Source organism: Candidatus Planktophila versatilis, assembly GCF_002288105.1.
Classification (GTDB): domain Bacteria; phylum Actinomycetota; class Actinomycetes; order Nanopelagicales; family Nanopelagicaceae; genus Planktophila; species Planktophila versatilis.
The window spans coordinates 215,033-239,809 of the sequence record NZ_CP016774.1 but is presented as its reverse complement, the minus strand read 5'-3'; the positions used below and the strand labels follow the sequence as shown (position 1 = coordinate 239,809).

The window sequence follows — 24,777 nt, the reverse complement described above, 5'->3', positions numbered from 1 at the left end:
TACTTAGTTCTTCGCAAGTTCAGCAGCTTTGCGCTCAACATCATCGAGGCCACCGCACATGAAGAATGCTTGTTCTGGAACATGGTCGTACTTTCCATCAGCAAGTGCTTCGAATGCAGAGATTGTCTCTGTGAGTGGAACGAATGAGCCATCGAGTCCGGTAAAGACCTTTGCCACGAATGTGTTCTGTGACAAGAAGCGCTGGATGCGACGGGCACGTCCTACGAGAACGCGGTCATCTTCGGAGAGTTCATCGATACCCAAGATAGCGATGATGTCCTGTAGATCCTTATAGCGCTGCAAGATCTGCTTAATGCGGTTAGCAACACGGAAGTGGTGCTCACCGATATAGCGCGGATCAAGAATACGAGATGATGAATCGAGTGGATCCACAGCTGGGTAGATACCAAGCTCTGAAATCGGACGAGACAACACTGTGGTTGCATCTAAGTGCGCGAATGTTGTGTGTGGAGCTGGGTCAGTAATGTCATCTGCAGGAACATAAATTGCCTGCATCGATGTAATTGAGTGACCACGTGTTGAAGTGATTCGCTCCTGTAGCTGACCCATTTCATCAGCCAAAGTTGGCTGGTAGCCCACTGCAGATGGCATACGGCCGAGAAGTGTTGATACTTCAGAACCTGCCTGCGTAAAGCGGAAGATGTTATCGATGAAGAGCAGAACGTCCTGCTTCTGCACATCGCGGAAGTACTCAGCCATAGTAAGAGCAGAGAGTGCAACTCGTAGACGCGTTCCAGGTGGTTCATCCATCTGACCAAAGACCAAGGCTGTCTTATTGATAACGCCCGTCTCAGTCATTTCTAGGAACAAGTCGTTACCTTCACGAGTACGTTCACCAACACCGGCGAATACTGATACACCACCGAAGTTTTCCGCTACGCGATAAATCATTTCTTGGATAAGAACTGTCTTACCCACACCAGCGCCACCGAAGAGGCCGATCTTTCCACCCTTTACATACGGTGTGAGAAGGTCGATAACTTTGATACCAGTTTCAAACATCTCAGTCTTTGACTCGAGCTGATCAAATGCTGGTGCGTTACGGTGAATTGACCAACGCTCCTTGATATCAAGTGAGGACGTTGGAACGTCAAGTGATTCACCAAGAGTGTTGAAAACGTGGCCCTTTGTGACATCGCCAACTGGGACAGAGATTGCAGAACCAGTGTCTGTTACTTCAGCACCGCGCACCATTCCATCCGTTGGTTGCATTGAGATAGCGCGCACGAGGTTATCTCCAATGTGCTGCGCTACTTCGAGGGTCAAGGTACGAGTAGTGCCACTCATGGTGGTCTCCACGTGAAGCGCGTTAAAGATCGAAGGCATCGAATCTGCGGGGAATTCAATATCCACCACCGGTCCAATTACTCGGGCTACGCGGCCTTTACCTGTTGCTGACATTATTCGCTCCCTGCACTAGCTGAGGCCAACGCATCTGCGCCGCCGACGATTTCACTGATTTCTTGGGTAATTTCTGCTTGACGGGCAGCGTTCGCAAGTCGGGTAAGTGACTTGATGAGATCCTCAGCATTGTCAGTTGCTGATTTCATAGCGCGACGACGAGCAGCATGTTCAGAGGCTGCCGATTGCAACATCGCGTTAAAGATACGGGCTTGGATATAGCGCGGAAGAAGTGCGTTAAGAACTTCTCCGGCATTGGGTTCAAATTCATACATTGGAAGCAACCCTGTTGGAACCGCCTCTGATGACTCAATAACTTCCAACGGAATCATGCGCTTGGCAGTTGCTTCCTGGGTCAACATAGATCTGAACTGGGTAAAGATGATGTGAATTTCATCCACACCAAGATTTGTCTCAGTCGAATCTGCAAGAAAAGCATCAAGCAGCGCGTCCGCTACTTCACGAGCATTTTCATAGGTTGGGTTATCAGAAAATCCGGTCCACGTTCCAGCCATCTCGCGGTTACGGAACTTGTAGTAGTTCACAGCCTTGCGACCGACCAGGAAGTTAGAGACTTGCAGACCACGCTCACGAAGCAGGGCTGCCAGTTTTTCGCCTTCCTTAATCGCATTCGTGGAATAAGCACCAGCCATTCCACGGTCGGCCGAGATGATCAAAATCGCTGCTCGTCGTGGATTTTCGTGTGCTGTCGTCAATGGGTGATTCGTGGAAGAAAATGAAGCAACTGCAGATACCGCACGTGTGAGTTCATTTGCATACGGAGTCGATGCTGTTACACGTTGCTGCGCCTTAACGATACGAGAAGCAGAGATTAACTCCATAGCTTTCGTAATCTTTTTGGTCGCTTTAACGGAACGCATCCGTCTGCGATATATGCGAAGTTGAGCACCCATGAGTTACTTCTTCACCGCCGGTGGGACGTGCTTTGTGATTGCTTCTGCAGCTTCGCCCTCAAGCGCCTTTGCCGCAGCTTCATTCAGTGCTGGAGCCACTGATGACTTAAATTGCTTCTTGAAATCAGCAACTGCAGAAACCATCTTGGCCACAGTGTCATCTTCGAGCTGCTTAGTCTCAGAGATCACGGTAAAGATCTCTTTACGTTCGCGGCCGATGAAGTCCAGTAGTTCGCCTTCAAAGCGACGGATATCAGCAACAGCAACATCATCTAGCGCACCGGAAGTTCCGGCCCAGATTGAAACAATCTGACGCTCGAGTGAATATGGTGAGTACTGACCCTGCTTAAGTAGTTCCACCATACGTGCACCACGCTCTAGCTGAGCCTTTGATGCCGCATCAAGATCTGAACCGAAAGCAGCGAATGCTTCTAACTCACGGAACTGAGCGAGGTCAAGACGAAGACGACCAGCGATCTTCTTCATCGCCTTAGTCTGAGCTGAACCACCCACGCGAGATACTGAGATACCTACGTTAATCGCTGGGCGTACACCTGCGTTAAAGAGATCTGTTTCAAGGAAGCACTGTCCGTCAGTAATCGAAATTACGTTTGTCGGAATAAACGCGGAAACGTCATTTCCCTTAGTTTCAATGATTGGCAGGCCGGTCATGGAACCGCCACCGAGTTCATCGGAAAGCTTTGCGCAACGTTCTAGCAAACGTGAGTGTAAGTAGAAAACATCGCCTGGGTAAGCTTCGCGGCCTGGTGGGCGACGAAGGAGAAGTGAGACTGAACGATAAGCCTCAGCTTGCTTGGAAAGATCATCAAAAACAATCAGAACGTGCTCGCCTTTATACATCCAGTGCTGACCAATTGCAGAACCGGTATATGGCGCGAGGTACTTAAAGCCTGCTGGGTCTGATGCCGGAGATGCAACGATTGTTGTGTATTCCATCGCGCCAGCTTCTTCGAGTGCGCCCTTAACGGATGCAATCGTTGAACCCTTCTGACCGATAGCGACGTAGATGCATTTAACCTGCTTCTTCTTATCGCCAGTCAGCCAGTTTTCGCGCTGGTTAATAATTGTGTCGATTGCAACTGCAGTCTTTCCAGTCTGACGGTCACCAATGATGAGCTGACGCTGTCCACGACCGATTGCTGTCATCGCATCGATTGCCTTTATACCTGTGGCCATTGGCTCCTTAACAGGTTGGCGCTGTACAACAGATGGTGCCTGAAGTTCTAGCGCACGACGGGCATCAGGAGTGATCTCACCTTTGCCATCGATTGGTCGACCGAGTGGGTCAACAACGCGACCGAGGAATCCATCACCGACAGGAACAGAGAGAACTTCACCTGTACGACGTACAGAGGTTCCTTCCTCAATGCCTGCGTAATCGCCCAAGATAACAACACCGATTTCGCGCACGTCGAGGTTAAGCGCCAGACCTAACGTTCCGTTCTCGAACTGAAGTAGTTCGTTAGCCATTGTTGAAGGAAGACCTTCAACACGGGCGATTCCATCGCCTGCCTGGCTTACTGTTCCGACTTCGTCACGAGCCGCGGTGCCTGGATCGTATGACTTAACGAAGTTCGCTAAGGCATCCCGAATTTCATTCGGTTGGATCTTGAGCTCTGCCATGAGTTTCCCCTTTATTCCTATTTATTTCCAGCAAGTGCACGTCCGGCACTTGCAAGTCGATGTGAAACGCTTCCATCTACAAGTTCATCTGCAAACTTCACTGAGACTCCACCAAGAATTGATGGCTCTACCTCAATGTTGACGCGGATTGGTTGCCCAACCTGCTTTTCAATCGCCGTTGCTAGGCGTGATTTCTGTGCTTCTGTTATCTGTGTTGCTACCCGAATCACTGCAATCAAACGATTGCGACGATTTGCCAGGCCAAAGAGATAGTCAGCAAATGCTGCTTCAATACTGCGACCGCGAAGACTTGATACCAGCGCAACTGCTAACTTCACAGTTGATGCTGATGCTTTCTTGCCAAGTACTTCAGTAACAAGAGCTGACTTAGCTTGCACTGTTCCAGCCCCTACCAGCGCCTTGCGCAGCTCGAAGTTATCGACCACGAGTTCAGATGTCTCAAAGAGCTCATCTTCTACGCGATCGAGTTCATTGCTTACATTTGCAGCTGATGCTTCTGCTTCAATCGCCAGCTGCTCCAGCACATGCACTAGGTCTCCTGCAGCTGACCAACGAAGTGTTGATACATCTGTGAGTATTTCTAGCGCTGGCGCTGAGAGTGATTTTGCAAAGAGATCCTTCACGAGTGCACCCTTTGAGGCGGCATCGCGAGCAGGGTCGGCAAAGGCACGGCGAATTGAAGTGTTTTTAGCCAGAACGTCGGCGGCAAAGAAAAGTTGAGAAGAGAGCTCAGATGAAGTTGCAGCGCTTGCGCCTTTAACGGCAGCATCAAGTGCGGCGCGTGCAACCACGAGTGATTGACGGCTACTTCCTCCGAGGTGAATTCTCATTTTTCCTTACTTACTCTTCTCGAGGTCTTCGATAAAGCGATCCACGATCCGTGATTGACGGGCCTGGTCATCTAGCGCTTCCCCGACAATCTTTGATGCGAGCTCGACGGCAAGTGCGCCCACTTCATTACGAAGTGATGTCACTGCTTGCTGACGTTCTGCCTCAATAGATGCATGTGCTGCTGCTGTGATGCGAGCCGCTTCCTCTTGCGCCTTTGTGCGAAGCTCTTCGATAATCGCTGCGCCTTGAACGCGCGCCTCTTCCCGAAGTCGTGATGCTTCACCTTGCGCAGATGAAAGTTGTTCGTTGTATTGAACGAGAGCGCGCTGTGCTTCTTCCTGCGCTTTTTCGGCTCGCTCTAAACCGCCTTGAATTGCTTCGGTGCGGTCAGTAAATGCCTTTTCAAACTTTGGCACTACCGCCTTGCGAAGCACTAGGAATAGCAGGGTGAAGGCAATTGCACCAACGATTAATTCAGCGGTGTGCGGAATTAATGGGTTGAGTGGTTCTCCCCCGGCAAGCAAATTAATTGAGCGCATTAGTCTTCCTAATCCTTCTTAGTTTTTAGAGAACGAATGCGAGTACGAGACCGAAGAGTGCGAGTGCTTCAGCAAGTGCGAATCCGAGGAACGCGATTGGCTGGAGAACGCTACGTGCTTCTGGCTGACGAGCTACGCCGTTGATATAAGCGGCGAAGATCATTCCTGTTGCAATTGCTGGACCAATTGCTGATAGGCCAAAACCGACCAGGTTGAGTGTGCCTGTCATTTTTTCTTACCTTTCGTTTGGTTATTCATTAGGTGGTGCGTTTAGTGCTCGTCGGCAAGGGCGCCGGCGATGTAGAGAGCTGTAAGCAGGGTGAAGATATATGCCTGAAGGCATTGCACCATAAATTCGAAGAATGTAAGGGCAATACCGAATGCAAATGAGAATGGGCTAAACAACTTCATGATCAGATGTGAATCATGCAACATGTAGTCACCACCCATAATGAATACGAGCAAGAGCAAGTGGCCCGCGAACATATTTGCAAAGAGACGAAGTGAGAGCGTCAATGGACGCACGAGGAAGAATGTGGCAATTTCAATCGGTGTCAGCAAGATGTAAACCGGCTTAGGAACACCTGGCATAAAGGCAATCTCTTTCAGGTATGCGCCCAGACCCTTTTTGCGAATACCAACGTAGTGAAAGACTCCGAATGAGAAGATCGCAAGCACGTATGGGAAGGCAACGTGAGACATTGCTGGGAATTGCAAGAATGGAACGATTCCAAAGATGTTGTTGGTGAGTACAAAGGTAAAGAGGGTGAATAGGTATGGCACAAAGCGCATGAATTCATGGCCGATAACATCGCGAGCAAGATCATTACGGACAAAGGCGTAGATGCTTTCACCAGCAAATTGCAGCTTCGAAGGAACTACTGCCGCTTTGCGGGCAGAGAGAATGAAGAAAACTGAAACGAGAATTACGGAGAGAAAAACAAGTAGAACGGGCTTAGTCAGCCAAGGAATTGATTCAGTAAGTGGAGGAAGGTTGAAGTCGTTAGTGCTTGGTGGGACGAATCCATCACCAGCTGCGTATAAGTTAACAAACGCGCGCACACACACTCCTTGAAACTCTAAAAGGGTTGTAAATCAGTCGCTGGGGAAGCGGTAAAGCAGGCTTACCTTATGGGCAAAACCGGCTCCCTGTGAAATCCAAATCCTGGGGATTTATATGCTTCGGCTCACTTACTCGCGGCCGAATCGCAGCCAGATGAGGTAAAGCGCCCCTCCGGCTCCCACCAGAAGACCCACAAGGGTCAGGTAATTGGTCTCAAGAAAATGGTCTGCCGCCCAGCCAGCTCCCCCCCAGAAAAGAAGCCCTGATATGAGATAGCCGAAGATCGACCATAGGGCGTTCTCATCGCGGCGGTTAGCTGGTTCGTTGGTCATGGGGTAATGGTAGATGAGTTTTCAACTTCAAATAACTGGCGATTTCTCCGCCTAGCCAGGCGAAGGTCAGGGCGATAGCAGTGACGCCAAAGCTGGTTCGGTCGATACTGGAACGATCAGTGTAGGTAGTCAGCGCCCATAAAAAAGCTCCGAGAAGTAAGAACTTGGCAAAGTAGGAGAACATCGCCAGTGCCATGGTGCTCATGGGATCAAGATTGCGTGAAATTTTGGAAACGAAGATATGCACTAAGAAATAAATCAGCACGACTGCTTGCGCAAGGAGTGCTCCATAAAATCCAGAAAGTCCTTGAATGAAAGAGAAAATCACAATTGCAATCAGACCAACTATGAGCGTTGGAACGAGAGCACCTCGGAGTAGCTGCGCTTCATTACTTTTTTGCTTGCTCATATTTACGCCCTCCACTTCTTGTGAAGTAAATCGCGAATGCCAGCATGAGGCCAGCAACGAGTGCTGAGACCCAGAGCGGTTCAAATGCTGAAACCACAACAGGAAGTGCAATAGTCGCGGTCCACACATACATAATCAGCGCAGTGCGCAAATGTGAATTTCCAGCACGCAATAATCGGTGATGAATATGCTCTTTATCTGAACTAAATGGAGATTGACCCGCACGTAATCTGCGGATGATGGCCGAAAATAGGTCAATAAGTGGAATAGCAAGGACTGCAAAGGGAAGAGCGAGTGGAAGCAGTGTGGGCCCTAACTTCTCCGCAGAGATTGCATTGGGATCAATCTGTCCGGTTAATGTGATTGCAGAGGCGGCAAGTAATAAGCCAAGGAACATCGAGCCGGAATCGCCCATAAAAATCTTGGCTGGATGGGCATTGTGTGGCAGAAATCCAATACAGACACCAATAATGACTGCGGTAATCAGAGATGGTGCACCTGCGCGATTAAAGCCATAGACAACGGCGAGCAGGTAGGCAAAGGCAAAGAAAGCGGCCCCTGAAATTGCCACGATGCCAGCTGCCAAACCATCTAGCCCATCAATAAAGTTCACTGCATTAATTGTTACCAGGACTATCAAGACAGTCACTAATTGACCAATGCTGGGTGGCAAGGTGATGACGCCATTAATAGGTAACCACAAAACTTGAATACCGAAGAGAAGCAATATTCCTGCAGCAAGTGCTTGGCCTGCTAATTTGGTGAGGGCATCGAGTTCAAAACGATCATCAACTAATCCAATTGCAACCAATAGCGTGGCGGCAAGAAATATTCCAACTGTTTCACGACCGAAAGATTTTCCAACAAGTGATAAATGATTGACTATGGCAAAGGTGAGCGCCATGGCTATCCACATCGCAAGGCCGCCCCAACGTGGAGTTGGAGTTGTGTGAATATCGCGAGTACGAATATGAGCAACGGCGCCGACCTTAATTGCCAAGGTGCGCACAAATGGAGTGATTACATAGCACAGCGCTGCCGCTAAGAGCAGAGTTACTAAGTACTCACGCATTGCAGTGGGTTACTTACGCCTCGTAGATAGGAAAACGTGCGGTAAGAGCGTGGACTTCAGATTTAATCGCAGCATGTGCCGATGCATCATCTGTCTTAATGGCGCGAGCAATCAGAGATGCGATTGTCTTCATCTCCCCTGTTCCCATTCCCTGCGTTGTAGTTGCTGGTGTTCCCACGCGAATACCTGATGTGACTGATGGTGCTTCTGGATCATAAGGAATTGAGTTCTTATTAAGAACTATGCCGGCTGCGCCACAACGCTCGTCAGCTACTTTTCCATTAACTCCGGTGGAGCGAATATCAATGAGCGCCAAGTGGGTCTGGGTTCCACCAGAAACTGCGCGCATGCCTTCTGCTTCAAGGGCGGCGGCCAATGATTGTGCGTTGACGATGACATCTTTTGCATACTTTTGATAGGCCGGAGTTGCACACTCTGCAAGTGCGATCGCTTTGCCTGCAACTGCCGACATGATCGGACCACCCTGCATGCCAGGAAAGACTGCCTTATCAATCGCCGCTGCGTGCTCTGCCTTGGATAAAATCATTCCACCACGTGGGCCGCGCAGTACTTTGTGAGTAGTAAATGAAACTACATCTGCATATGGCACAGGTGAAGGAATCGCTTTACCGGCAACGAGTCCAATGAAGTGAGCAGCATCTACCCACATGATTGCCCCAACTTCATCACAAATCGCGCGCACCTTCTCGAAGTCAATTAATGATGGATAGGCAGTTGCTCCAGAACAGATCATCTTCGGCTTGTTGGCAATCGCTAAGTCGCGCAGTTCGTCGTAATCAATAAGTTCATTGTCTTGACGCACGCCGTAAGAAACGATGTTGAACCATTTACCGGAAAAGTTAACTTTGGATCCGTGGGTCAGGTGGCCACCATGTGGAAGTGACATCGCAAGGACGGTATCTCCTGGCTTGGTAAATGCTTGATAGACAGCGATATTTGCACTCGCACCTGAATGGGGTTGCACATTTGCATGCTCTGCACCAAAGAGAGACTGTGCGCGCTCGATCGCAATATTCTCGGCCTTATCAACTTCTTCACACCCACCGTAGTAACGCTTGCCCGGATAACCTTCCGCATATTTATTCGATAGCGTTGAACCGAGAGCTGCAAGTACCGCCCGTGATGTGAAGTTCTCGGAAGCAATCAGTTGCAGATTGGTCTGTTGACGCTTGAGTTCCGAGAGCAACACCGCAGCAATATCAGGGTCTTGCTTGGAAAGAAGTGTGAAATCTGGGCCATAGAAGGTTTCGGACATGGGCGTCAGCCTAATAGTTCTTGGTAGGTAGTGACTATTCAGAAACGCTCGGGGCGATTTTTCTCACTTGGGCAGCCGAAATTGCGCCTTCGCGCAGGATGTGAAGTCCGCCATTTCTCTGTGCAATCACAGTTGTGGGCTGGCCTGATTTCAGCACCCCGTTATCAAATACGGTTGCAACATCCCAGCTCTTGATTGCACTGCGATCAATTGCGAGCATCGGCGCATCTCCTGCCGGTGAAGCACTGGCTGCGGCAAGTGGACCCGACTCTTTAAGCAGAGCGCGCAGGAAGCGTGATTTTGGAACTCTGATGCTAATTAAATCAAGTGAGTTGTCATCACCAAGATCCCAGTTAAGTCCTCGGTTAGGTGCCAGATTAAGTGAGAGTAAGCCCGGCCAGAATTCATCCATTAATTTCTGTGCATCGCCCCGCACATCCCGCGTAATTCCTTGCACGGTCTGGGCTGAATGACAGAGAACTTGGGCAGATATTCCTAGCTCATCACCACGCAAGACATGCATCGCACGCACAGCAAAATGCGAGAACGCATCAGCTAGATAAATGTAGCCATGCTCTGCTGGTACAACAATGACGTAACCATCGCGAATAGATTTAAGAGCTTTGGCAATATGGTTCTTTGAGTCACCTTTTTTTAGGTCAATACGAGGAGCCATCGTTATCTCCTCACCGCGGTGGTAAAGCGCGGACGTCCAGTCAAATCCTGATGCAGAAGAATATCTTGGAAATCTATATTAAGTACGGCAGCAATTTCATCACCCTGTGATTCATGATGTTCAATTGCAAGGAATCCTCCAGGCTTAAGCAGCCGCGCACTGGCTGCAATAAAAAGCCTTGGAGCTTTCATTCCATCTGCCCCACCAAAGAGGGCGATTGCAGGTTCGTGCTCGCGCACATCAGCTGGCAACTCTTGTCCATCAGCAATATATGGCGGATTTGCAATGACCACATCGCATTTCACGCCATCGAGTGCAGTCGATACATCTGATTCAACTATGCGCACTTTTTCATCAATAAAAGAGATGTTCTCTTTCAGCCAGTAAATTGCTTCAGCGCTCTTTTCTACTGCAATCACATGAGTGTTGGGCGCTTCAGTGGCAATTGCTAGCGCAAGGGCGCCAGAACCCGCACCGAGATCAACAACACTGATGGCGCCACTTAACTTTTCAATATGAGTAAGAACTGACTCGACAAGCAATTCACTCTCGGGCCGTGGCACTAGAACGCCAGGGCCGACTTTGATCTCTAGATGTCTGAAATAGGCAACACCAGTGAGATATTGCAGCGGCTCGTTGGCACATCTGCGATCAAGTAGCTTCCAGAAAGTCTCTTCCACAATTGAAATATCTCCAATTGCAGTCAGTGCATTTTCAACTGTGAGCGGGTTATGTAGATCCATGCGAGTTAAGCCAAGTGTGTGTGCAAGTAGATGTTCGGCTTCGACCTCAGCAAAGCCTGCAGCTGATAACTGCTCCTTACCGCCTCGTAAGAATTCTTTGAAGGTAAGTTCCATTGTTTTCGCCAGGCTTTGTCTTTAGTTAGTAGCGGAGAGCTTTGCTGCTCTGTCGGCATCGAGGAGTGCTTGCACAACCTCATCTAGCTCACCGTTAAGGACCGCATCTAAGTTATTGGCTTTGTAATTCACGCGGTGATCACTGAGGCGATTCTCTGGGTAGTTATATGTGCGAATTCGCTCAGAACGATCAACTGTGCGCACCTGGCTTTTGCGCTCGGCCATTGCAGCAGCTTCAGCTTTCTCCTGCGCATCGGCTAGTAAGCGAGCACGCAGAATACGAAGGGCAGATTCTTTATTCTGTAGTTGAGATTTCTCGTTCTGACAGGAAACCACAATGCCAGTTGGAACGTGAGTAAGTCGCACCGCAGAGTCAGTGGTGTTTACCGACTGTCCTCCGGGACCAGATGAGCGATAGACATCTACGCGCACATCATTCATATTGAGCTCAACATCAACTTCTTCTGCTTCCGGCAAGACAAGTACACCGGCAGCCGAAGTGTGGATACGTCCTTGGCTCTCAGTCTCTGGCACGCGTTGCACGCGATGTACTCCGCCCTCAAATTTAAGTCGTGCATACGGTGTTGTTCCAGGCTCTGGCGTTCCTTTTGATTTCACCGCCATCGAAATATCTTTATAACCACCGAGTTCTGATTCGTTCATATCAAGAATTTCAATTTTCCAACCACGCTTTTCGGCATAGCGCTGATACATACGTACTAAATCGCCAGCAAAGAGCGCCGATTCATCTCCGCCTGCACCAGCTTTGACTTCAATGATGACATCTCGGTCATCGTTGGGATCACGCGGCAATAACAACTCTTCTAACTTCTGCGCCGCTGCCTCAACAACTGCCTGCATTGCCGGAATTTCAGCGGCGAAAGATGCATCATCTTCTGCCATCTCTTTAGCTGCCTCTAAATCATCTGCGGCAGATTTCCATGCATTAAATCCGGCAACGACTGGGCCAAGCTGGGCATAGCGACGACCCAATTTACGGGCGTTGCCTTGATCTTCATGGATGGATGGGTCAGCCATCTTTGTTTCAAGTTCTTGATATTCACGCACCATCTCATGTGCTGATGCAAAACGATCGTTAGCCATATGACCTCATCCTTTCTCGCTCGTAATTTTGAATAACTCTTTTTGTTTCTTTGGAGAAATAAAAAGACCGCGCCGCAACCTTTCGGCTGCGATGCGGTCTCTTTAGAAAGCTAGTTAGCTGCTTTTTTACCGAAACGCTCTTCGAACTTAGCGACGCGTCCACCGGTGTCAAGGATGCGCTGCTTACCTGTGTAGAACGGGTGGCAGACTGAGCAAACTTCAACGTAGATAGATCCACTTGCAACTGTTGAGCGGGTGACAAACTTTTCACCGCAACCACAGGTTACTTGGGTCTCTTTATATTCTGGGTGAATATCTTTCTTCATCTTCTTTTCCTTTTCTATGGCTGGGTCCGTGATTAACGGTGAACCAGTTCATCGCCATGGGGTGGCAATAGGGGTCAATCTTCTCTTAAAAGCAGTAATCCACAAAATCCACGCGGGAAAGTGAGCTTACTTACTGTCGTCCGGTCCTGATGTTGTCTTCTGAATCTGCATCAAGAATTCAACGTTGGACTTTGTGCCCTTCATCTTCTCGAGCAAGAGTTCAAGTGCTGCCTGTGGTTCAAGTGCGTGCAGAACACGACGTAGTTTCCAGACAATGTTGAGCTCTTCCGTTCCCATAAGGATTTCTTCCTTACGTGTACCTGATGCAACAACGTTAACTGCCGGGAAGATGCGCTTATCGGCCATTCTGCGATCAAGGATGAGTTCCATGTTTCCGGTTCCCTTGAACTCTTCGAAGATCACTTCATCCATACGAGATCCGGTATCAACCAGAGCTGTTGCAAGAATGGTAAGCGAACCGCCATCTTCAATATTACGAGCTGCACCGAAGAACTTCTTTGGTGGATAGAGAGCTGCTGAATCAACGCCACCGGAGAGAATTCGGCCAGATGCTGGAGCTGCGATGTTATAGGCGCGACCAAGACGTGTGATTGAGTCAAGAAGTACTACGACATCGTGACCCATTTCAACCAGACGCTTCGCGCGCTCGATTGCAAGCTCGGCAATTGTTGTGTGGTCATCAGCAGGACGGTCGAAAGTTGAAGCAATTACTTCACCCTTCACGCTGCGCTGCATATCGGTAACTTCTTCTGGACGTTCATCAACGAGCACAACCATGAGGTGACACTCAGGGTTGTTTGTTGTAATTGCGTTGGCAATTGCCTGCAAGACCATGGTCTTACCCGCCTTAGGAGGCGAAACAATAAGTCCGCGCTGACCTTTTCCAATCGGAGCGATCAAGTCAATCACGCGAGTGGTAAGAATATTTGGCTCTGTCTCAAGGCGAAGACGCTCTTGTGGGTAGAGCGGAACAAGCTTGCCGAATTCAACTCGGTTGCGAGCTTCTTCATATGGTGCGCCATTGATTGTTTCAAGAGTGATCAGTGGGTTGTACTTCTGACGAGTTTCACCTTCACGTGCTTGGCGAACCTGTCCGGTGACAACATCACCTTTACGAAGACCGTACTTACGTACTTGTCCCTGTGAAACATAAACATCATTTGGCCCTGGCAGGTATCCACCGGTACGAATAAATGAGTAGTTATCCATAATGTCGACGAGTCCGCCTACTGGAACCAAAACATCATCTTCACCAACTACCGGTTCGCGCTCTTCTCGGTTTCCACGGTCGCGATTGCGGTCGCGTCCACGGTTACGGTCGCGTCCACGGTTACGGCCACCACGGTCTTCGCGCTCACCTGAATTACGGTCCTGAGGTGCGCTGTTATCTGATGAATCTTCATCGTCATCATCATCTGAGTTATTTGAATTATCGGAATTCTTATTCTCGCGGTTGCCCTTCTTTGCATTGCGAGCTTCCCGGCGTGCTTCGCGCTCAGCCTTAGCTGCCTCGCGGTTTGACGCCTGGAGATCTGCGATTGCTGTTACGAGTGCATCCTTTTTTAGCTTGGCAGCGTTATCAATACCGAGTTGAGACGCAACTTCCTTTAATTTAGGAAGGGTCATCGCTGAGAGCTCTGGGCTGCTGGAACGAATTGGTTCTGTTGTTGTCATGTATTTCTTTTCAGTTTGGGGCTTACCTACATAAGTGAAACCCAGGGTTAATTTCTTTAGCTTCTTGGATTTATCAATTCTTACTCTGCCCTTACTTACCGGGTCGAACTGATGGTAAAACTATAGCAGGCTGGCTCCACGAGGAGCAATTTCCAGAGATTTACCTTCAAATGTAGCGCCTCCAGCACGGGCGAGCTGTTCACTCTCTTCCTGGTCGCCTGTGTGTAAAGCCATCACTGTCGGACCCGCGCCAGAGATAAAGGCTGCAACTCCGGCAGCACGTAACTTTGTCATCAGTGCAAATGAGGCTGGCATGGCATCACTTCGATATGACTGATGCAAGAAATCCGCTGTAGCTGAAAACAATAGATCTGGACGAATGGTCAGGGCGTGCATGAGTAGCGCTGTATTGGTGCTGTTGCGTTGAGCATCAGCAAATGGAATTGATGCAGGCAAGAGTGTGCGGGCTTTCTTAGTTGCAAGAGTTGTACTCGGGATGAATGCCATGGCACGAATACGAAGATCTACCGGGATCTGAATTGCGTGCGCTACTTCTTTTCCATTCACAATGTCTTTCCAGGCAACAGTTGCGCCACCATAGAGAGCAGCTGCCACATTATCCGGATGGCCTTCCATCTCGCTTGCAAGGTTAAGAAGTGCCTCATCGCTCATTTTATCTGTGCCAGTGAGCACGAGCGCTCTTGCTAAAACAAGCCCGCCGATAATTGCAGATGCCGAGGAACCAAGTCCGCGACCATGAGGAATGACATTGAGTGCACGAACTGCAACGCCTTTTGGTCTTCCACCTAAGAAATCAAAACCTTTATAGATTGCTTTCACAAGTAAGTTCTTATCTGTGCGCGGAACGTCGTCAGCGCCTTCGCCAGTGACATCAATATCAAGGCCTGGTTCATCAAGAACCTGCGCGACATAACGATCGTGCATAGCAAAGGCTAAGGCGATGGAATCAAATCCCGGACCCACGTTGGCAGAAGTTGCCGGAACCTGTACCTGAATCGGATTCGCTTTAAAAGTTGGTTTAGCCATGAGTTACTTCTTTACCAAGCCGAGCGCTTTTGCGGCAGCATCAGCGTTTACCGGAACTACTACAGGATCTGATGCGCCCTCAAGGGCCCACGGAATATCTTTAAGACCGTTACCTGTGCAGGTAATAACAATTGTTTTATCTTTCGGCAGCTTTCCTGCGTTCTTATACTTGATAAGTCCAGCAAGGCCAGCTGCCGAAGATGGCTCGCAGAAGATTCCTTCGCGCGCTGCTAGCAAGTGATAGGCAGCGAGAATTTCTTCATCTGTGACCGAATCAATAAGCCCACCTGATTCATCGCGGGCAGCGATTGCTTGATCCCATGACGCAGGGTTACCAATTCTGATTGCAGTGGCAATTGTCTCTGGCTTTGCTACCGGAGTTCCGGTCACAAGAGGCGCCGCCCCTGCTGCTTGAAATCCCCACATCTGTGGCAATCTCGATGAAATCTTGTCGTTGCGATATTCGTTATAGCCCTTCCAATATGCAGTGATATTTCCGGCATTACCGACTGGCATTGTGTGAATATCTGGCGCATCACCCAACATATCGACTACTTCAAAAGCGGCTGTCTTTTGTCCTTCGATGCGATAGGGATTAACGGAGTTCACTAGCGATACTGGATAGTGCTCGGAAAGATCGCGCGCTAAAACCAAGCAATCATCAAAGTTTCCATCGACTTGTAACAACTTTGCACCATGCACAACAGCTTGTGCCAGTTTTCCGAGTGCAATCTTGCCTTCGGGAATTAGAACTGCCGGAACCATGCCAGCTTTGACGGCGTAGGCAGCGGCTGCGGCAGATGTATTTCCAGTTGATGCACAAATAACAGCTTTAGCTCCCTCTTCGGCAGCCTTCGATATCGCCATTGTCATTCCGCGATCTTTAAATGAACCGGTTGGATTAATGCCTTCAAACTTTACCCAGACGTTATTGCCGAGCATTTCCGAGAGCACGCAGGCATAGATAAGTGGTGTTCCACCCTCGCGCAAAGTAAAAATTGGAGTCTTAGCAGTGACTGGCAGGCGATGGCGATATTCCTCAATCACTCCGCGCCACTGGTGGGCGCCAGATTTCTTAGCGAAGATTCCCATTAGGAGATCGCTCCCTCTACCCGAATCACACTTGAAATCTTTGTCACCATTGGCATCTTCTTTAAGGCTTCAACAGTTGCTTTGAGTTCACCTTCTGTTGCTCTATGAGTAACGACAATGAGTTCAGCATCATCGTTGCGGCCATTTTGATCGACAGTTTGAATCGATACCCCTTGGTCGGCAAAGACCTTTGCGATTGCAGCTAGAACACCTGGTTTATCGGCAACTTCTAGGCGAATGAGGAACTTTGTCTTAGTTGTTTCAATCGGAGCTATATTGCGATCTGCATAATCAGTTTCGCGTTGCCCAATTGAATTCAGGGCAATATGGCGCGACACAGCAACGATATCTCCCAAGATTGCTGATGCTGTTGGTTGTCCACCTGCACCGCGGCCATAGAACATGAGAGGTCCAGCAGATTCTGCCTCGATAAAGACTGCGTTAAAGGCATCGCGCACTGATGCAAGCGGGTGACTCTTATCAATCATGACAGGGTGAACACGCACGGAGATTTCATCTGCCGGTGTGAGCTCTGCAATGGCAAGTAACTTAATAACGTGATTCATTGATTTTGCAATCGAGACATCTTCCAGAGTGATATGTGAGATGCCCTCGCGATAAACATCATCGACAGTGACGCGAGTGTGGAAGGCAAGTCCAGATAAAATTGCCGCCTTTGCAGCCGCATCGAATCCCTCAATATCTGCTGTGGGATCTGCTTCGGCATAACCAAGTGCCTGTGCCTCTTTTAGGGCATCAGCAAATTCGCGATTATCTTCATGCATCTTTGTAAGAATGTAATTTGTTGTGCCGTTAACAATTCCCATCAGGCGGGTAACAAAGTCACCGGCTAAAGAATCGCGGAGTGGTCGAATAATTGGAATCGCACCAGCCACCGATGCCTCGTAGTAGATGTCTTCACCTTTCGCATAAGCGGCAGTAAAGAGGTCTGCGCCATGGCTGGCAAGAAGTGCTTTATTGGCTGTCACAATTGATTTGCGATTATTGATTGCCAACATGGCAAGTTCACGGGCAGGCTCAATGCCACCCATGACTTCAACTATGAGATCAATTTCAGGATCGTTAACAATAGAAAATGGATCGGTTGTAAAGAGCGCTGGATCTAAACCTGGATAAGGCTTAAGTGTGCGCACCGCGATACGAGTAAGTTCAATCTTTACCCCAGCACGAGTTGAGAGTTCGGCAGTATCTTCCAGGAGAAGACGCGCTACTTGGCTGCCCACAACACCGCAGCCGAGCATGCCGACGCGAACGGGTTTATCTGCTGGGCTCATCTGCCTATTCTTTCACATCGAGAGCAAGCAGATCTGCCTCATTTTCTCGACGAACAATTACGCGTGCTTTTCCATCTTTTACAGCAACAACTGGTGGTCTAGGCACATGATTGTAATTACTCGCCATGCTGCGCCCATATGCACCTGTTGCCGGGGTAGCAATGAGATCTCCTGGGGCAATATCTGAAGGAAGTTGGATATTGGCAATAATGATGTCGCCAGTTTCGCAATGCTTTCCAACAAGCCTTGATAAGACATGTGGCGCAGCTGATGCACGTTGGGCAATAACAGCGGTGTATTCGGCATCGTAAAGTGCGGTACGTGCATTTTCACTCATGCCACCATCGACTGAAACATATTTACGCACTGTGCCACCCTCTAGTTCAACATCTTTGACAGTGCCAACTTCATAGAGTGTAAACATTGTTGGGCCCACAATATTTCGACCCGGTTCCAGCGAGATCACGGGAATATCAAGTGAATACTTGGCACATGCCGCTCGCACCGCAGCACCAATCGCGGGCAATACATCTGATGGTTCAACCGTTACTTCACCATCTATATAAGCGATTCCGAATCCGCCGCCTAAATCAAGTTCGGGAAGTTGTGCGCCATATGAGTCGCGATACTTACCCATGAAGGCAAGAAGTCGGTCGGTTGCTATCTCGTGCGCCTCTACTCCAAATATCTGTGAACCGATATGGCAATGCACACCACGCAGCTCTAGCTCTGGATGTTCTGCGACAGCTTGCACTGCCTGCCATGCCGCCCCTGATGCAATCGAGAAACCAAACTTCACATCTTCATGAGCGGTAGAAATCTTTTCGTGAGTGTGGGCTTCGATGCCAGGTGTGAGCCGAAGCATGACCCCTTGGCGCACGCCGTGCTTGCGAGCAGCCGCTGCCACGCGCTCAATTTCAAAGAGTGAATCCATCACAATTGTCTTAACTCCAATAGAAACTGCGCGGTCGATTTCCGCAACAGATTTATTGTTGCCATGTACTTCAATCTTTGCTGGATTGATTCCGCCAGCGAGGGCAACTGCGAGTTCCCCGCCAGTGCAGACATCGATACCAATTCCGATTTCACTGATCCATTGCGCAACAGCAGTACAGATAAATGACTTTGCTGCGTAGTAGATAGTTCCGGCCTGTGGCCCAAATTCACTTTGCAGGCCGTTATGCCAGGCAAGTGCGCGGGCACGATACGCACCTTCATCGAGGAAGAATGTTGGTGTGCCGAATTCTTTTGCTAATTGCGCCGCTGAAATTCCAGCAAGAGACAGTGTTCCACCAGATAAGGATGCGTTCTGCGACCACATGTGTGTACTCATTACTTACATCCTTTCCGGTGCTGATACACCTAGGAGATCAAGACCATTTGCAAGTACCTGCATTGTCGCAGCACAGAGCGCTGCTCGCGCAGAATGAATAGGTGCGATTGCTTCATCGCCCAGCGGAAGCACGCGGCAATCGGCATAGAAGCCGTGATAAACGCCGGCTAACTCTTCGAGATAACGCGCAACCCGATGTGGCTCACGGAATTCTGCAGCGCTAGCAACGATGCGTGGGAAATCTGAGAGGGCGCCAAGAAGCTCATTTTCGCGATCGTGTGTGAGTTGCGATGGATCAAAGGAAGCAAGGTCAGATTTAATGCCAAGTTCGGCAGTATTACGCAATACCGCAGCAATTCTTGCATGTGCGTACTGCACGTAATAAACAGGATTCTCATTAGTGTTTCGGCGCAGCACATCGATATCCATCACCATCGGCGTATCTACCGGATAACGAATGAGTGTGTATCTCGCCGCATCAACGCCCACTTTCTCCACAAGTTCTTCGAGCGTGATGATGGTGCCGGCGCGCTTAGAAAGCTTTACCTCTTGCCCACCTTCCATAATTTTTACCAGCTGACCAATAAGAACATCAATGTTGTATTCGGGGTTATCCCCTGCGCATGCAGCGGTGGCTTTCAAGCGTTGGATATATCCGTGATGGTCTGCGCCCAGCATATAAATACAGATATCAAATCCGCGTTCTCGCTTGTTGATGTAATAAGCAGTATCAGATGCAAAGTATGTGAGCTCACCATCTGCCTTAATAATGACGCGGTCTTTATCATCGCCGAAATCTGTCGTGCGAAGCCACACTGCGCCATCTACTTCAAAGACATGTCCTTGCGAGCGCAATTTATCAACTCCATGTTCAACCGCGCCAGATTCGTGTAACGAACGCTCTGAGAACCACACATCAAAGGAAGTGTGAAAAGTTTCTAAGACTTGCTGTTGTTGGGCTAACTGCACCTGATAAGCAGCTTCCCGAAACTCTTCTGATGAAGTTATGCCAGGATTGGCAGCAACGACTTCCTTCGCCAGATCTCCAATGTATTGCCCCTGATATCCATCTTCTGGAATCGGATTTCCTTGGGCTGCGGCTTGCACAGATTGGCCAAATAAATCCATCTGGCGTCCGCGGTCATTGATATAAAACTCGCGCGTGACATCTGCCCCGGCCGCACTTAATACTCGACCTAGTGCATCACCGACTGCTGCCCATCTGGTGTGACCAAGGTGCAGTGGCCCGGTTGGGTTAGCGCTAATAAACTCAAGGTTAATTCTCACACCCTGCAGGACAGAGCCGCGGCCGTACTTGCTGCCAGCGCTAAGAATTGTGCGAACAAGTTCAGCCTGGCTTGCGCGGTCAAGAGTGATATTGATGAAGCCAGGTCCTGCGATATCAACTTTGACTACACCTGCAATCGATGTGATCGCTGCCTGCAAAATTGTGGCAATCTCACGCGGGTTCTTGCCGGCTGCCTTTGCTAACTGCAGCGCGATTGATGTGGCGTAATCGCCGTGATCACGATTCTTTGGGCGCTCCAGTGTGATGACAGCCGGAACCTGGCCGGAGATTTCTCCTCGGGCAAATGATGCGGCTATGACCGCCTGGATATCGAGGGCAAGTTGGTCGGCAAGTGAGGCTGCTGAAGAATTTTCATTGCGCGACATTGTGCAAGGTTACCGGTTGCACGCTTAGGCTCGTCGTTATTTGGTGACAAGGGCCAGTTGCCCGTAACCTTCTCCCATATCGCGATGAGAAATCTTTGCGATACGCGGGAGTGGTGAAATGGCAGACACGCAAGTCTTAGGAACTTGTGCTTCGGCGTGCGGGTTCAAGTCCCGCCTCCCGCACCAGATCTATCAGGAGTATCAGGATTAGCCATGGCTAAACAATCACCGGCAAAAATCAAAAAGTTACGCGGTGAAGCCATGCGCGCGGCCGCTGCAAGAAAAGCGGCTCGAGCTGCAAGCCAGAACGAGAATGTGCGCGGTGAAGCAGATCTCGATGCCTATGCCGAAGTCGATGGGCCATGGCGAGAAATCGGGTTAGCAGCTCCAGCACGACGAGCACTCATTGATGAAGGTCTCTATAAATTAAGTGACTTGCGAAAAGTCTCGCTCGATCTGGTCAAGGATTTAGATGGCCTGGGGCCCAATGCAATACGAATACTCATCGCAGAGATGAAGAAGAAAGACCTCTCCTTTAGAAAATAAGTCTCCTGCAAAGGAGTTGCGAGGGGTTTGCAAAGAGCAGATACTCGCAACTTTGCATTTGATTTCTTCCGAGATAATATTCTGCTAGTTCACGAGTTCTACGTATTAGCCCCGGCTTAGTAGACGGCAACCCTCCACCGCGGTGGGGTGCTCCGGGTGACGAACTGGTCAGAATAATCATCTGACATCTACTGCGATGGAGATAACTATGTCTAACAATTGGTCATTTGAAACTCTGCAGATTCATGCAGGGCAAACGGCAGATCCAGCAACAGGTGCACGTGCACTTCCGCTTTATCAAACTACGGCCTATCAGTTCCGCGATACAACACATGCGGCAAACCTCTTTGGACTCGCTGAACTAGGAAATATTTACACCCGCATCATGAATCCAACTCAAGATGCAGTGGAGCAAAGACTTGCCGCACTTGAAGGTGGTGTAGCAGCACTGCTACTCGCATCAGGTTCTGCTGCAACTACATTTGCAGTTCTTAACGTTGCCGAAGCCGGAGACCACATCGTCTCTAGCCCAAGCTTGTATGGCGGAACATATAACCTCTTCCACTACACACTTCCAAAGTTTGGTATCGAAGTAACTTTCGTTGATGATCCAAATAATCCAGAGTCATGGAAGAAGGCGGTAAAGCCAAATACCAAGGCGTTCTTCGGCGAGACAATTGCCAACCCTAAGAATGAAATTCTCGATATTAAGACGATTGCCGATATCGCTCACTCAGTTGGGGTTCCACTGATTGTTGATAATACGGTTGCAACTCCATACCTCATTAAGCCAATTGAATTTGGTGCAGATGTAGTGGTGCACTCAGCGACTAAGTTCCTATCTGGTCACGGAAATGCAGTTGTTGGCGCAATCATTGATGCTGGAAAGTTTGACTACGCGCAACATCAAGATCGCTTCCCTGGCTTTAATAAGCCAGATCCAAGTTATCACGGCTTGGTCTTCTCTCAAGCACTCGGTGTAGGTTCAGCATTTGGTGCAAACCTTTCATATATCTTCAAGATACGTCTTCAGTTGCTACGCGATGTAGGAGCTGCAGTATCACCATTTAATGCATGGTTGCTCGCGCAAGGACTTGAAACTCTTTCACTGCGCATGGAGCGCCATCTAGAAAATGCTCAGGCTGTTGCAACATGGCTTGAAGCACACCCAGATGTTGAGAAAGTTCACTATGCAAGCCTGGCATCCTCACCATGGCATGCACTTGCGAAGAAGTACACACCAAAAGGATCAGGTGCGGTGCTTTCATTCGAACTCAAAGCCGGAATTGAAGCTGGCAAGAAGTTCGTTGAGTCACTTGAACTCTTTAGCCATGTTGCCAATATTGGTGATGTGCGCTCACTTGTTATCCATCCTGCAACAACTACACACTCTCAGCTCTCACCGCAAGAGCAGTTGGAAGCAGGAGTAACTCCAGGACTTGTACGTCTAAGCCTTGGACTTGAAAACATTATTGATATCAAGGCTGACCTTGAAGCTGGATTTAAAGCGACAAAGGGTTAGGAACTAGATTAAAAAACTGTAAGCAAGAAGCAGGCCGCCGCATACGATTCCGATCGCTGCGGCGGTCTTGCTTTGTAGCCACATTTTGCCGGGCTGTGTAAATGAAATGAGAAGTAGTGCAAGTCCTGGTCCAAATAAAACGAAGCTCTTAAGAAGATTTCCATCAGCCCCAGTTTGATATCGCAGATTGATGAGGCCAATAGCGAGGGCGGCATAAGCGCCCATTCGGAAATTATTTACTCGTGCAATGTTCATGCCTTGATAGTAATGCAGGTTGTGCTGGGAAAGCAGAAGGGCGCCGGTTTCCCGACGCCCTTCCCTAATTAGTATGAGTAATTAGTGATCTGCTGGCATGCCTTCAGCATGTGACTTCATGCGAGCGATCTTCAAGATTGTTAGACCGAATACGCACTTCGCAAGAACGTCTGCGATTGTGTATCCAACCTGAACAGTTACGAATGATGATGCTGAAGCATCACCAACGATGTTGAAGATGTACGCGATTGGGTAAACACCCCATGTTGCGATGAGAAGCAGACGTAGACGTCCAACTGTCTCAGCAACGCCAGCTGGCTGGCGATCGAGTGACTTACCAAGCTCTACGAATAGTACGTAGAGGATGTAGATGAATGGGATTGTTGAAAGAACACCGTAAAGAACCTGTGTGTTCTGGTCTGATGAAATTTCACCTGGGTAACCAAGTGCGATCATCGCAGCTGAAGCTGGTACAAGGCGAGTGATAAGTGACTTTGAAAGTTCCTTAGCAAGTGCCAATACAGCAATAACTTCAACTAGAAGTAGTGGAACAGTTAGAAGCCAGTCAACGTAGCGGTATGCCTCGTTGAATGCGCCCTGCTCACCTGAAACGTTAACCATCATGCCTTCTGATGACTCACCAAATGAGTTGAAGATACGCCAGTAGTGGTAGCCAGCAATGAATGTAACCATTGATGACATTACAAGAGCGTTACGGTACTTAGGAAGTACGCGTGACTGTGATACGAGGGTATAGATTGTGCATGCGATCATTGAGATCAAACCGAATGAAAATACGTTATAAACGAGGTTCCATTGGTTGCTGTCGAGTGTTACTGACATGTATTAAGCCTCCGTGAGTGCTTATCTATGCAGACCGGGCGGTCCGCACGTTCGGGATATGGCAATTGGAATCCTCGAGGAACCCCAGCGACCACCGACAGACAATATTGTGCGCCAAACCGGGCGAATACGCACCCCTTACGTGCAAGTGTTTCGCATTTTTTTAAGGCTTCTGAGCGTGATTTAGTAAAATAAATCCATAATTTACCGCTCACCCTCCCAGCTAGCCCTGCATTACTGGTGGGTAAGTAGATTGCCGATAAAAGCCCTAGGCTTCCTACTATGAGTGCCGATCCCGAAGTCCGGCCTCCCAAACTGCGCGGTTGGTTTCACCTCGGTGCCACCCCGGTAGTCATCATCGCTTCACTCGTTCTCTTTATTCTCAGCCGTGAATCCTTGCGGTTTGCTGTCGCGCTCTACTCCATTACGGCAATTATGCTCTTTAGCGTTTCGGCTGTGTATCACCGCGTGCCCTGGGTGCCTAGGAAGAAGAAGATATGGCGCCGCTGGGATCATGCCAATATCAATTTACTGATTGCTGGTTCTTACACGCCCTTTGCCGTTGCTCTTCTTGGCGCCCGCGATAGAAATATTTTGCTGGCAGTGATTTGGATTGGCGCAATATTTGGCGTGGCCATCCGCGTTTTTTGGGTGGGCGCACCGCGTTGGCTCTATGTTGCCAACTACTTAGTACTCGGCTGGGTTGCCGTGATCTATACCCCCCAGCTTTATCGCGAGGGTGGTTTATGGGTGTTAATTCCTATTCTTATCGGGGGGCTGCTCTACTCCATCGGGGCGATTTTTTACGCCTTGAAATTGCCGGGCCGCAACGCCAAATACTTTGGTTTCCACGAGCTTTTTCACATCTTTGTGCTCGCCGCATGGATTTCGCAGTACCTAGCGGTCTCTTTCGCCATTTACCGAAAGTAGCGCAATGCCCTAATCTAGGTTTCTCACCGGGTGGGAAGCCTAGTGATAAATATCCGAGT

General features: G+C 49.2%; 25 protein-coding genes, 1 tRNA gene, 1 pseudogene and 1 riboswitch. Of the genes and pseudogenes, 4 read left to right on the top strand and 23 right to left on the bottom strand.

Annotated elements, in window-relative coordinates; genetic code table 11:
* Window positions 1-3 precede the first annotated feature (3 nt).
* The 21 genes from atpD to argS all read right to left on the bottom strand — a co-directional run bounded on the left by atpD (window position 4) and on the right by argS (window position 20,622).
* Window positions 4-1,422 carry a F0F1 ATP synthase subunit beta gene (atpD, locus tag A1sIA79_RS01225; RefSeq protein ID WP_095674436.1) on the bottom strand — a complete coding sequence of 473 codons (1,419 nt, stop codon included), beginning with the start codon at window positions 1,420-1,422 and terminating at the stop codon, window positions 4-6.
* Window positions 1,422-2,336 carry a F0F1 ATP synthase subunit gamma gene (locus A1sIA79_RS01220; RefSeq protein ID WP_095674435.1) on the bottom strand — a complete coding sequence of 305 codons (915 nt, stop codon included), beginning with the start codon at window positions 2,334-2,336 and terminating at the stop codon, window positions 1,422-1,424. The genes atpD and A1sIA79_RS01220 overlap by 1 nt, the downstream gene beginning before the upstream one ends.
* A gap of 3 nt (window positions 2,337-2,339) precedes the next feature.
* A complete protein-coding gene (atpA, locus tag A1sIA79_RS01215; RefSeq protein ID WP_095674434.1) occupies window positions 2,340-3,980 on the bottom strand; it encodes a F0F1 ATP synthase subunit alpha in 1,641 nt (546 codons plus the stop codon).
* A gap of 17 nt (window positions 3,981-3,997) precedes the next feature.
* Window positions 3,998-4,831, bottom strand: coding sequence for a F0F1 ATP synthase subunit delta (locus A1sIA79_RS01210; protein WP_095674433.1), 834 nt, complete (start codon window positions 4,829-4,831; stop codon window positions 3,998-4,000).
* 6 nt (window positions 4,832-4,837) lie between these two features.
* Window positions 4,838-5,371, bottom strand: coding sequence for a F0F1 ATP synthase subunit B (locus A1sIA79_RS01205; protein WP_095674432.1), 534 nt, complete (start codon window positions 5,369-5,371; stop codon window positions 4,838-4,840).
* A gap of 25 nt (window positions 5,372-5,396) precedes the next feature.
* On the bottom strand, window positions 5,397-5,600 hold the full coding sequence (atpE, locus tag A1sIA79_RS01200) for an ATP synthase F0 subunit C (protein WP_017954667.1): 204 nt from the start codon (window positions 5,598-5,600) through the stop codon (window positions 5,397-5,399).
* Between the two features lie 41 nt (window positions 5,601-5,641).
* Window positions 5,642-6,433 (bottom strand): F0F1 ATP synthase subunit A, encoded by a 792-nt coding sequence (atpB, locus tag A1sIA79_RS01195; protein WP_095674431.1) that lies wholly within the window; start codon window positions 6,431-6,433, stop codon window positions 5,642-5,644.
* A 129-nt stretch (window positions 6,434-6,562) separates the two neighbouring features.
* Complete coding sequence (locus A1sIA79_RS01190) at window positions 6,563-6,766, bottom strand: hypothetical protein (protein WP_095674430.1); 204 nt, start codon at window positions 6,764-6,766, stop codon at window positions 6,563-6,565.
* Window positions 6,747-7,175 (bottom strand): Cg1360 family ATP-synthase-associated protein, encoded by a 429-nt coding sequence (locus A1sIA79_RS01185; RefSeq protein ID WP_095674429.1) that lies wholly within the window; start codon window positions 7,173-7,175, stop codon window positions 6,747-6,749. Before A1sIA79_RS01185 ends, A1sIA79_RS01190 begins: the two co-directional genes overlap by 20 nt.
* Entirely contained in the window at window positions 7,156-8,247 is a 1,092-nt protein-coding gene (locus A1sIA79_RS01180) for an MraY family glycosyltransferase (RefSeq protein ID WP_095674428.1), read from the bottom strand. The genes A1sIA79_RS01185 and A1sIA79_RS01180 overlap by 20 nt, the downstream gene beginning before the upstream one ends.
* A 13-nt stretch (window positions 8,248-8,260) precedes the next feature.
* Window positions 8,261-9,523: a serine hydroxymethyltransferase gene (locus A1sIA79_RS01175; protein ID WP_095674427.1), complete on the bottom strand. Its 1,263-nt coding sequence runs from the start codon at window positions 9,521-9,523 to the stop codon at window positions 8,261-8,263.
* 34 nt (window positions 9,524-9,557) lie between these two features.
* Complete coding sequence (locus tag A1sIA79_RS01170) at window positions 9,558-10,199, bottom strand: L-threonylcarbamoyladenylate synthase (RefSeq protein WP_095674426.1); 642 nt, start codon at window positions 10,197-10,199, stop codon at window positions 9,558-9,560.
* Between the two features lie 2 nt (window positions 10,200-10,201).
* Window positions 10,202-11,056, bottom strand: a complete 855-nt coding sequence (gene prmC, locus A1sIA79_RS01165) for a peptide chain release factor N(5)-glutamine methyltransferase (RefSeq protein ID WP_095674425.1) — start codon at window positions 11,054-11,056, stop codon at window positions 10,202-10,204.
* Between the two features lie 21 nt (window positions 11,057-11,077).
* The gene (prfA, locus tag A1sIA79_RS01160) at window positions 11,078-12,160 is read right to left on the bottom strand and encodes a peptide chain release factor 1 (RefSeq protein ID WP_095674424.1); all 1,083 of its coding nucleotides are present in this window, start codon (window positions 12,158-12,160) and stop codon (window positions 11,078-11,080) included.
* Between the two features lie 110 nt (window positions 12,161-12,270).
* Window positions 12,271-12,486: a 50S ribosomal protein L31 gene (gene rpmE, locus A1sIA79_RS01155; RefSeq protein WP_095674423.1), complete on the bottom strand. Its 216-nt coding sequence runs from the start codon at window positions 12,484-12,486 to the stop codon at window positions 12,271-12,273.
* Between the two features lie 126 nt (window positions 12,487-12,612).
* Window positions 12,613-14,181, bottom strand: coding sequence for a transcription termination factor Rho (gene rho, locus A1sIA79_RS01150; RefSeq protein WP_095674422.1), 1,569 nt, complete (start codon window positions 14,179-14,181; stop codon window positions 12,613-12,615).
* A 120-nt stretch (window positions 14,182-14,301) separates the two neighbouring features.
* Window positions 14,302-15,228: a homoserine kinase gene (thrB, locus tag A1sIA79_RS01145; protein WP_095674421.1), complete on the bottom strand. Its 927-nt coding sequence runs from the start codon at window positions 15,226-15,228 to the stop codon at window positions 14,302-14,304.
* Between the two features lie 3 nt (window positions 15,229-15,231).
* Window positions 15,232-16,320, bottom strand: a complete 1,089-nt coding sequence (thrC, locus tag A1sIA79_RS01140) for a threonine synthase (protein ID WP_095674420.1) — start codon at window positions 16,318-16,320, stop codon at window positions 15,232-15,234.
* Window positions 16,320-17,615: a homoserine dehydrogenase gene (locus A1sIA79_RS01135; RefSeq protein WP_095674419.1), complete on the bottom strand. Its 1,296-nt coding sequence runs from the start codon at window positions 17,613-17,615 to the stop codon at window positions 16,320-16,322. The genes thrC and A1sIA79_RS01135 overlap by 1 nt, the downstream gene beginning before the upstream one ends.
* Window positions 17,616-17,619: 4 nt before the next feature.
* Complete coding sequence (gene lysA, locus A1sIA79_RS01130) at window positions 17,620-18,948, bottom strand: diaminopimelate decarboxylase (RefSeq protein WP_223298358.1); 1,329 nt, start codon at window positions 18,946-18,948, stop codon at window positions 17,620-17,622.
* A gap of 3 nt (window positions 18,949-18,951) precedes the next feature.
* Entirely contained in the window at window positions 18,952-20,622 is a 1,671-nt protein-coding gene (gene argS, locus A1sIA79_RS01125; protein WP_095674418.1) for an arginine--tRNA ligase, read from the bottom strand.
* 104 nt (window positions 20,623-20,726) lie between these two features.
* Between argS and A1sIA79_RS01120 the strand changes: the two genes are divergently transcribed.
* The 3 genes and pseudogenes from A1sIA79_RS01120 to A1sIA79_RS01110 all read left to right on the top strand — a co-directional run.
* A tRNA-Leu gene (locus A1sIA79_RS01120) sits at window positions 20,727-20,808 on the top strand.
* A 27-nt stretch (window positions 20,809-20,835) separates the two neighbouring features.
* Complete coding sequence (locus A1sIA79_RS01115) at window positions 20,836-21,168, top strand: helix-hairpin-helix domain-containing protein (protein ID WP_095674417.1); 333 nt, start codon at window positions 20,836-20,838, stop codon at window positions 21,166-21,168.
* 87 nt (window positions 21,169-21,255) lie between these two features.
* Window positions 21,256-21,365: riboswitch (SAM riboswitch) on the top strand.
* Window positions 21,329-22,690 (top strand): annotated as a pseudogene (locus A1sIA79_RS01110) (bifunctional o-acetylhomoserine/o-acetylserine sulfhydrylase); the annotation flags it as partial. (Overlaps the previous riboswitch by 37 nt.)
* Before the next feature lie 3 nt (window positions 22,691-22,693).
* Here the strand turns inward: A1sIA79_RS01110 and A1sIA79_RS01105 are convergent.
* Both A1sIA79_RS01105 and A1sIA79_RS01100 read right to left on the bottom strand, forming a co-directional pair.
* Window positions 22,694-22,945, bottom strand: a complete 252-nt coding sequence (locus tag A1sIA79_RS01105) for a hypothetical protein (RefSeq protein WP_223298168.1) — start codon at window positions 22,943-22,945, stop codon at window positions 22,694-22,696.
* Window positions 22,946-23,026: 81 nt separating this feature from the next.
* A complete protein-coding gene (locus tag A1sIA79_RS01100) occupies window positions 23,027-23,788 on the bottom strand; it encodes a bacteriorhodopsin-like (RefSeq protein WP_095674415.1) in 762 nt (253 codons plus the stop codon).
* Window positions 23,789-24,070: 282 nt separating this feature from the next.
* Here A1sIA79_RS01100 and trhA point away from each other — a divergent pair, with 282 nt between their 5' ends.
* The gene (trhA, locus tag A1sIA79_RS01095; protein WP_095674414.1) at window positions 24,071-24,718 is read left to right on the top strand and encodes a PAQR family membrane homeostasis protein TrhA; all 648 of its coding nucleotides are present in this window, start codon (window positions 24,071-24,073) and stop codon (window positions 24,716-24,718) included.
* The last annotated feature ends 59 nt before the right edge of the window (window positions 24,719-24,777 follow it).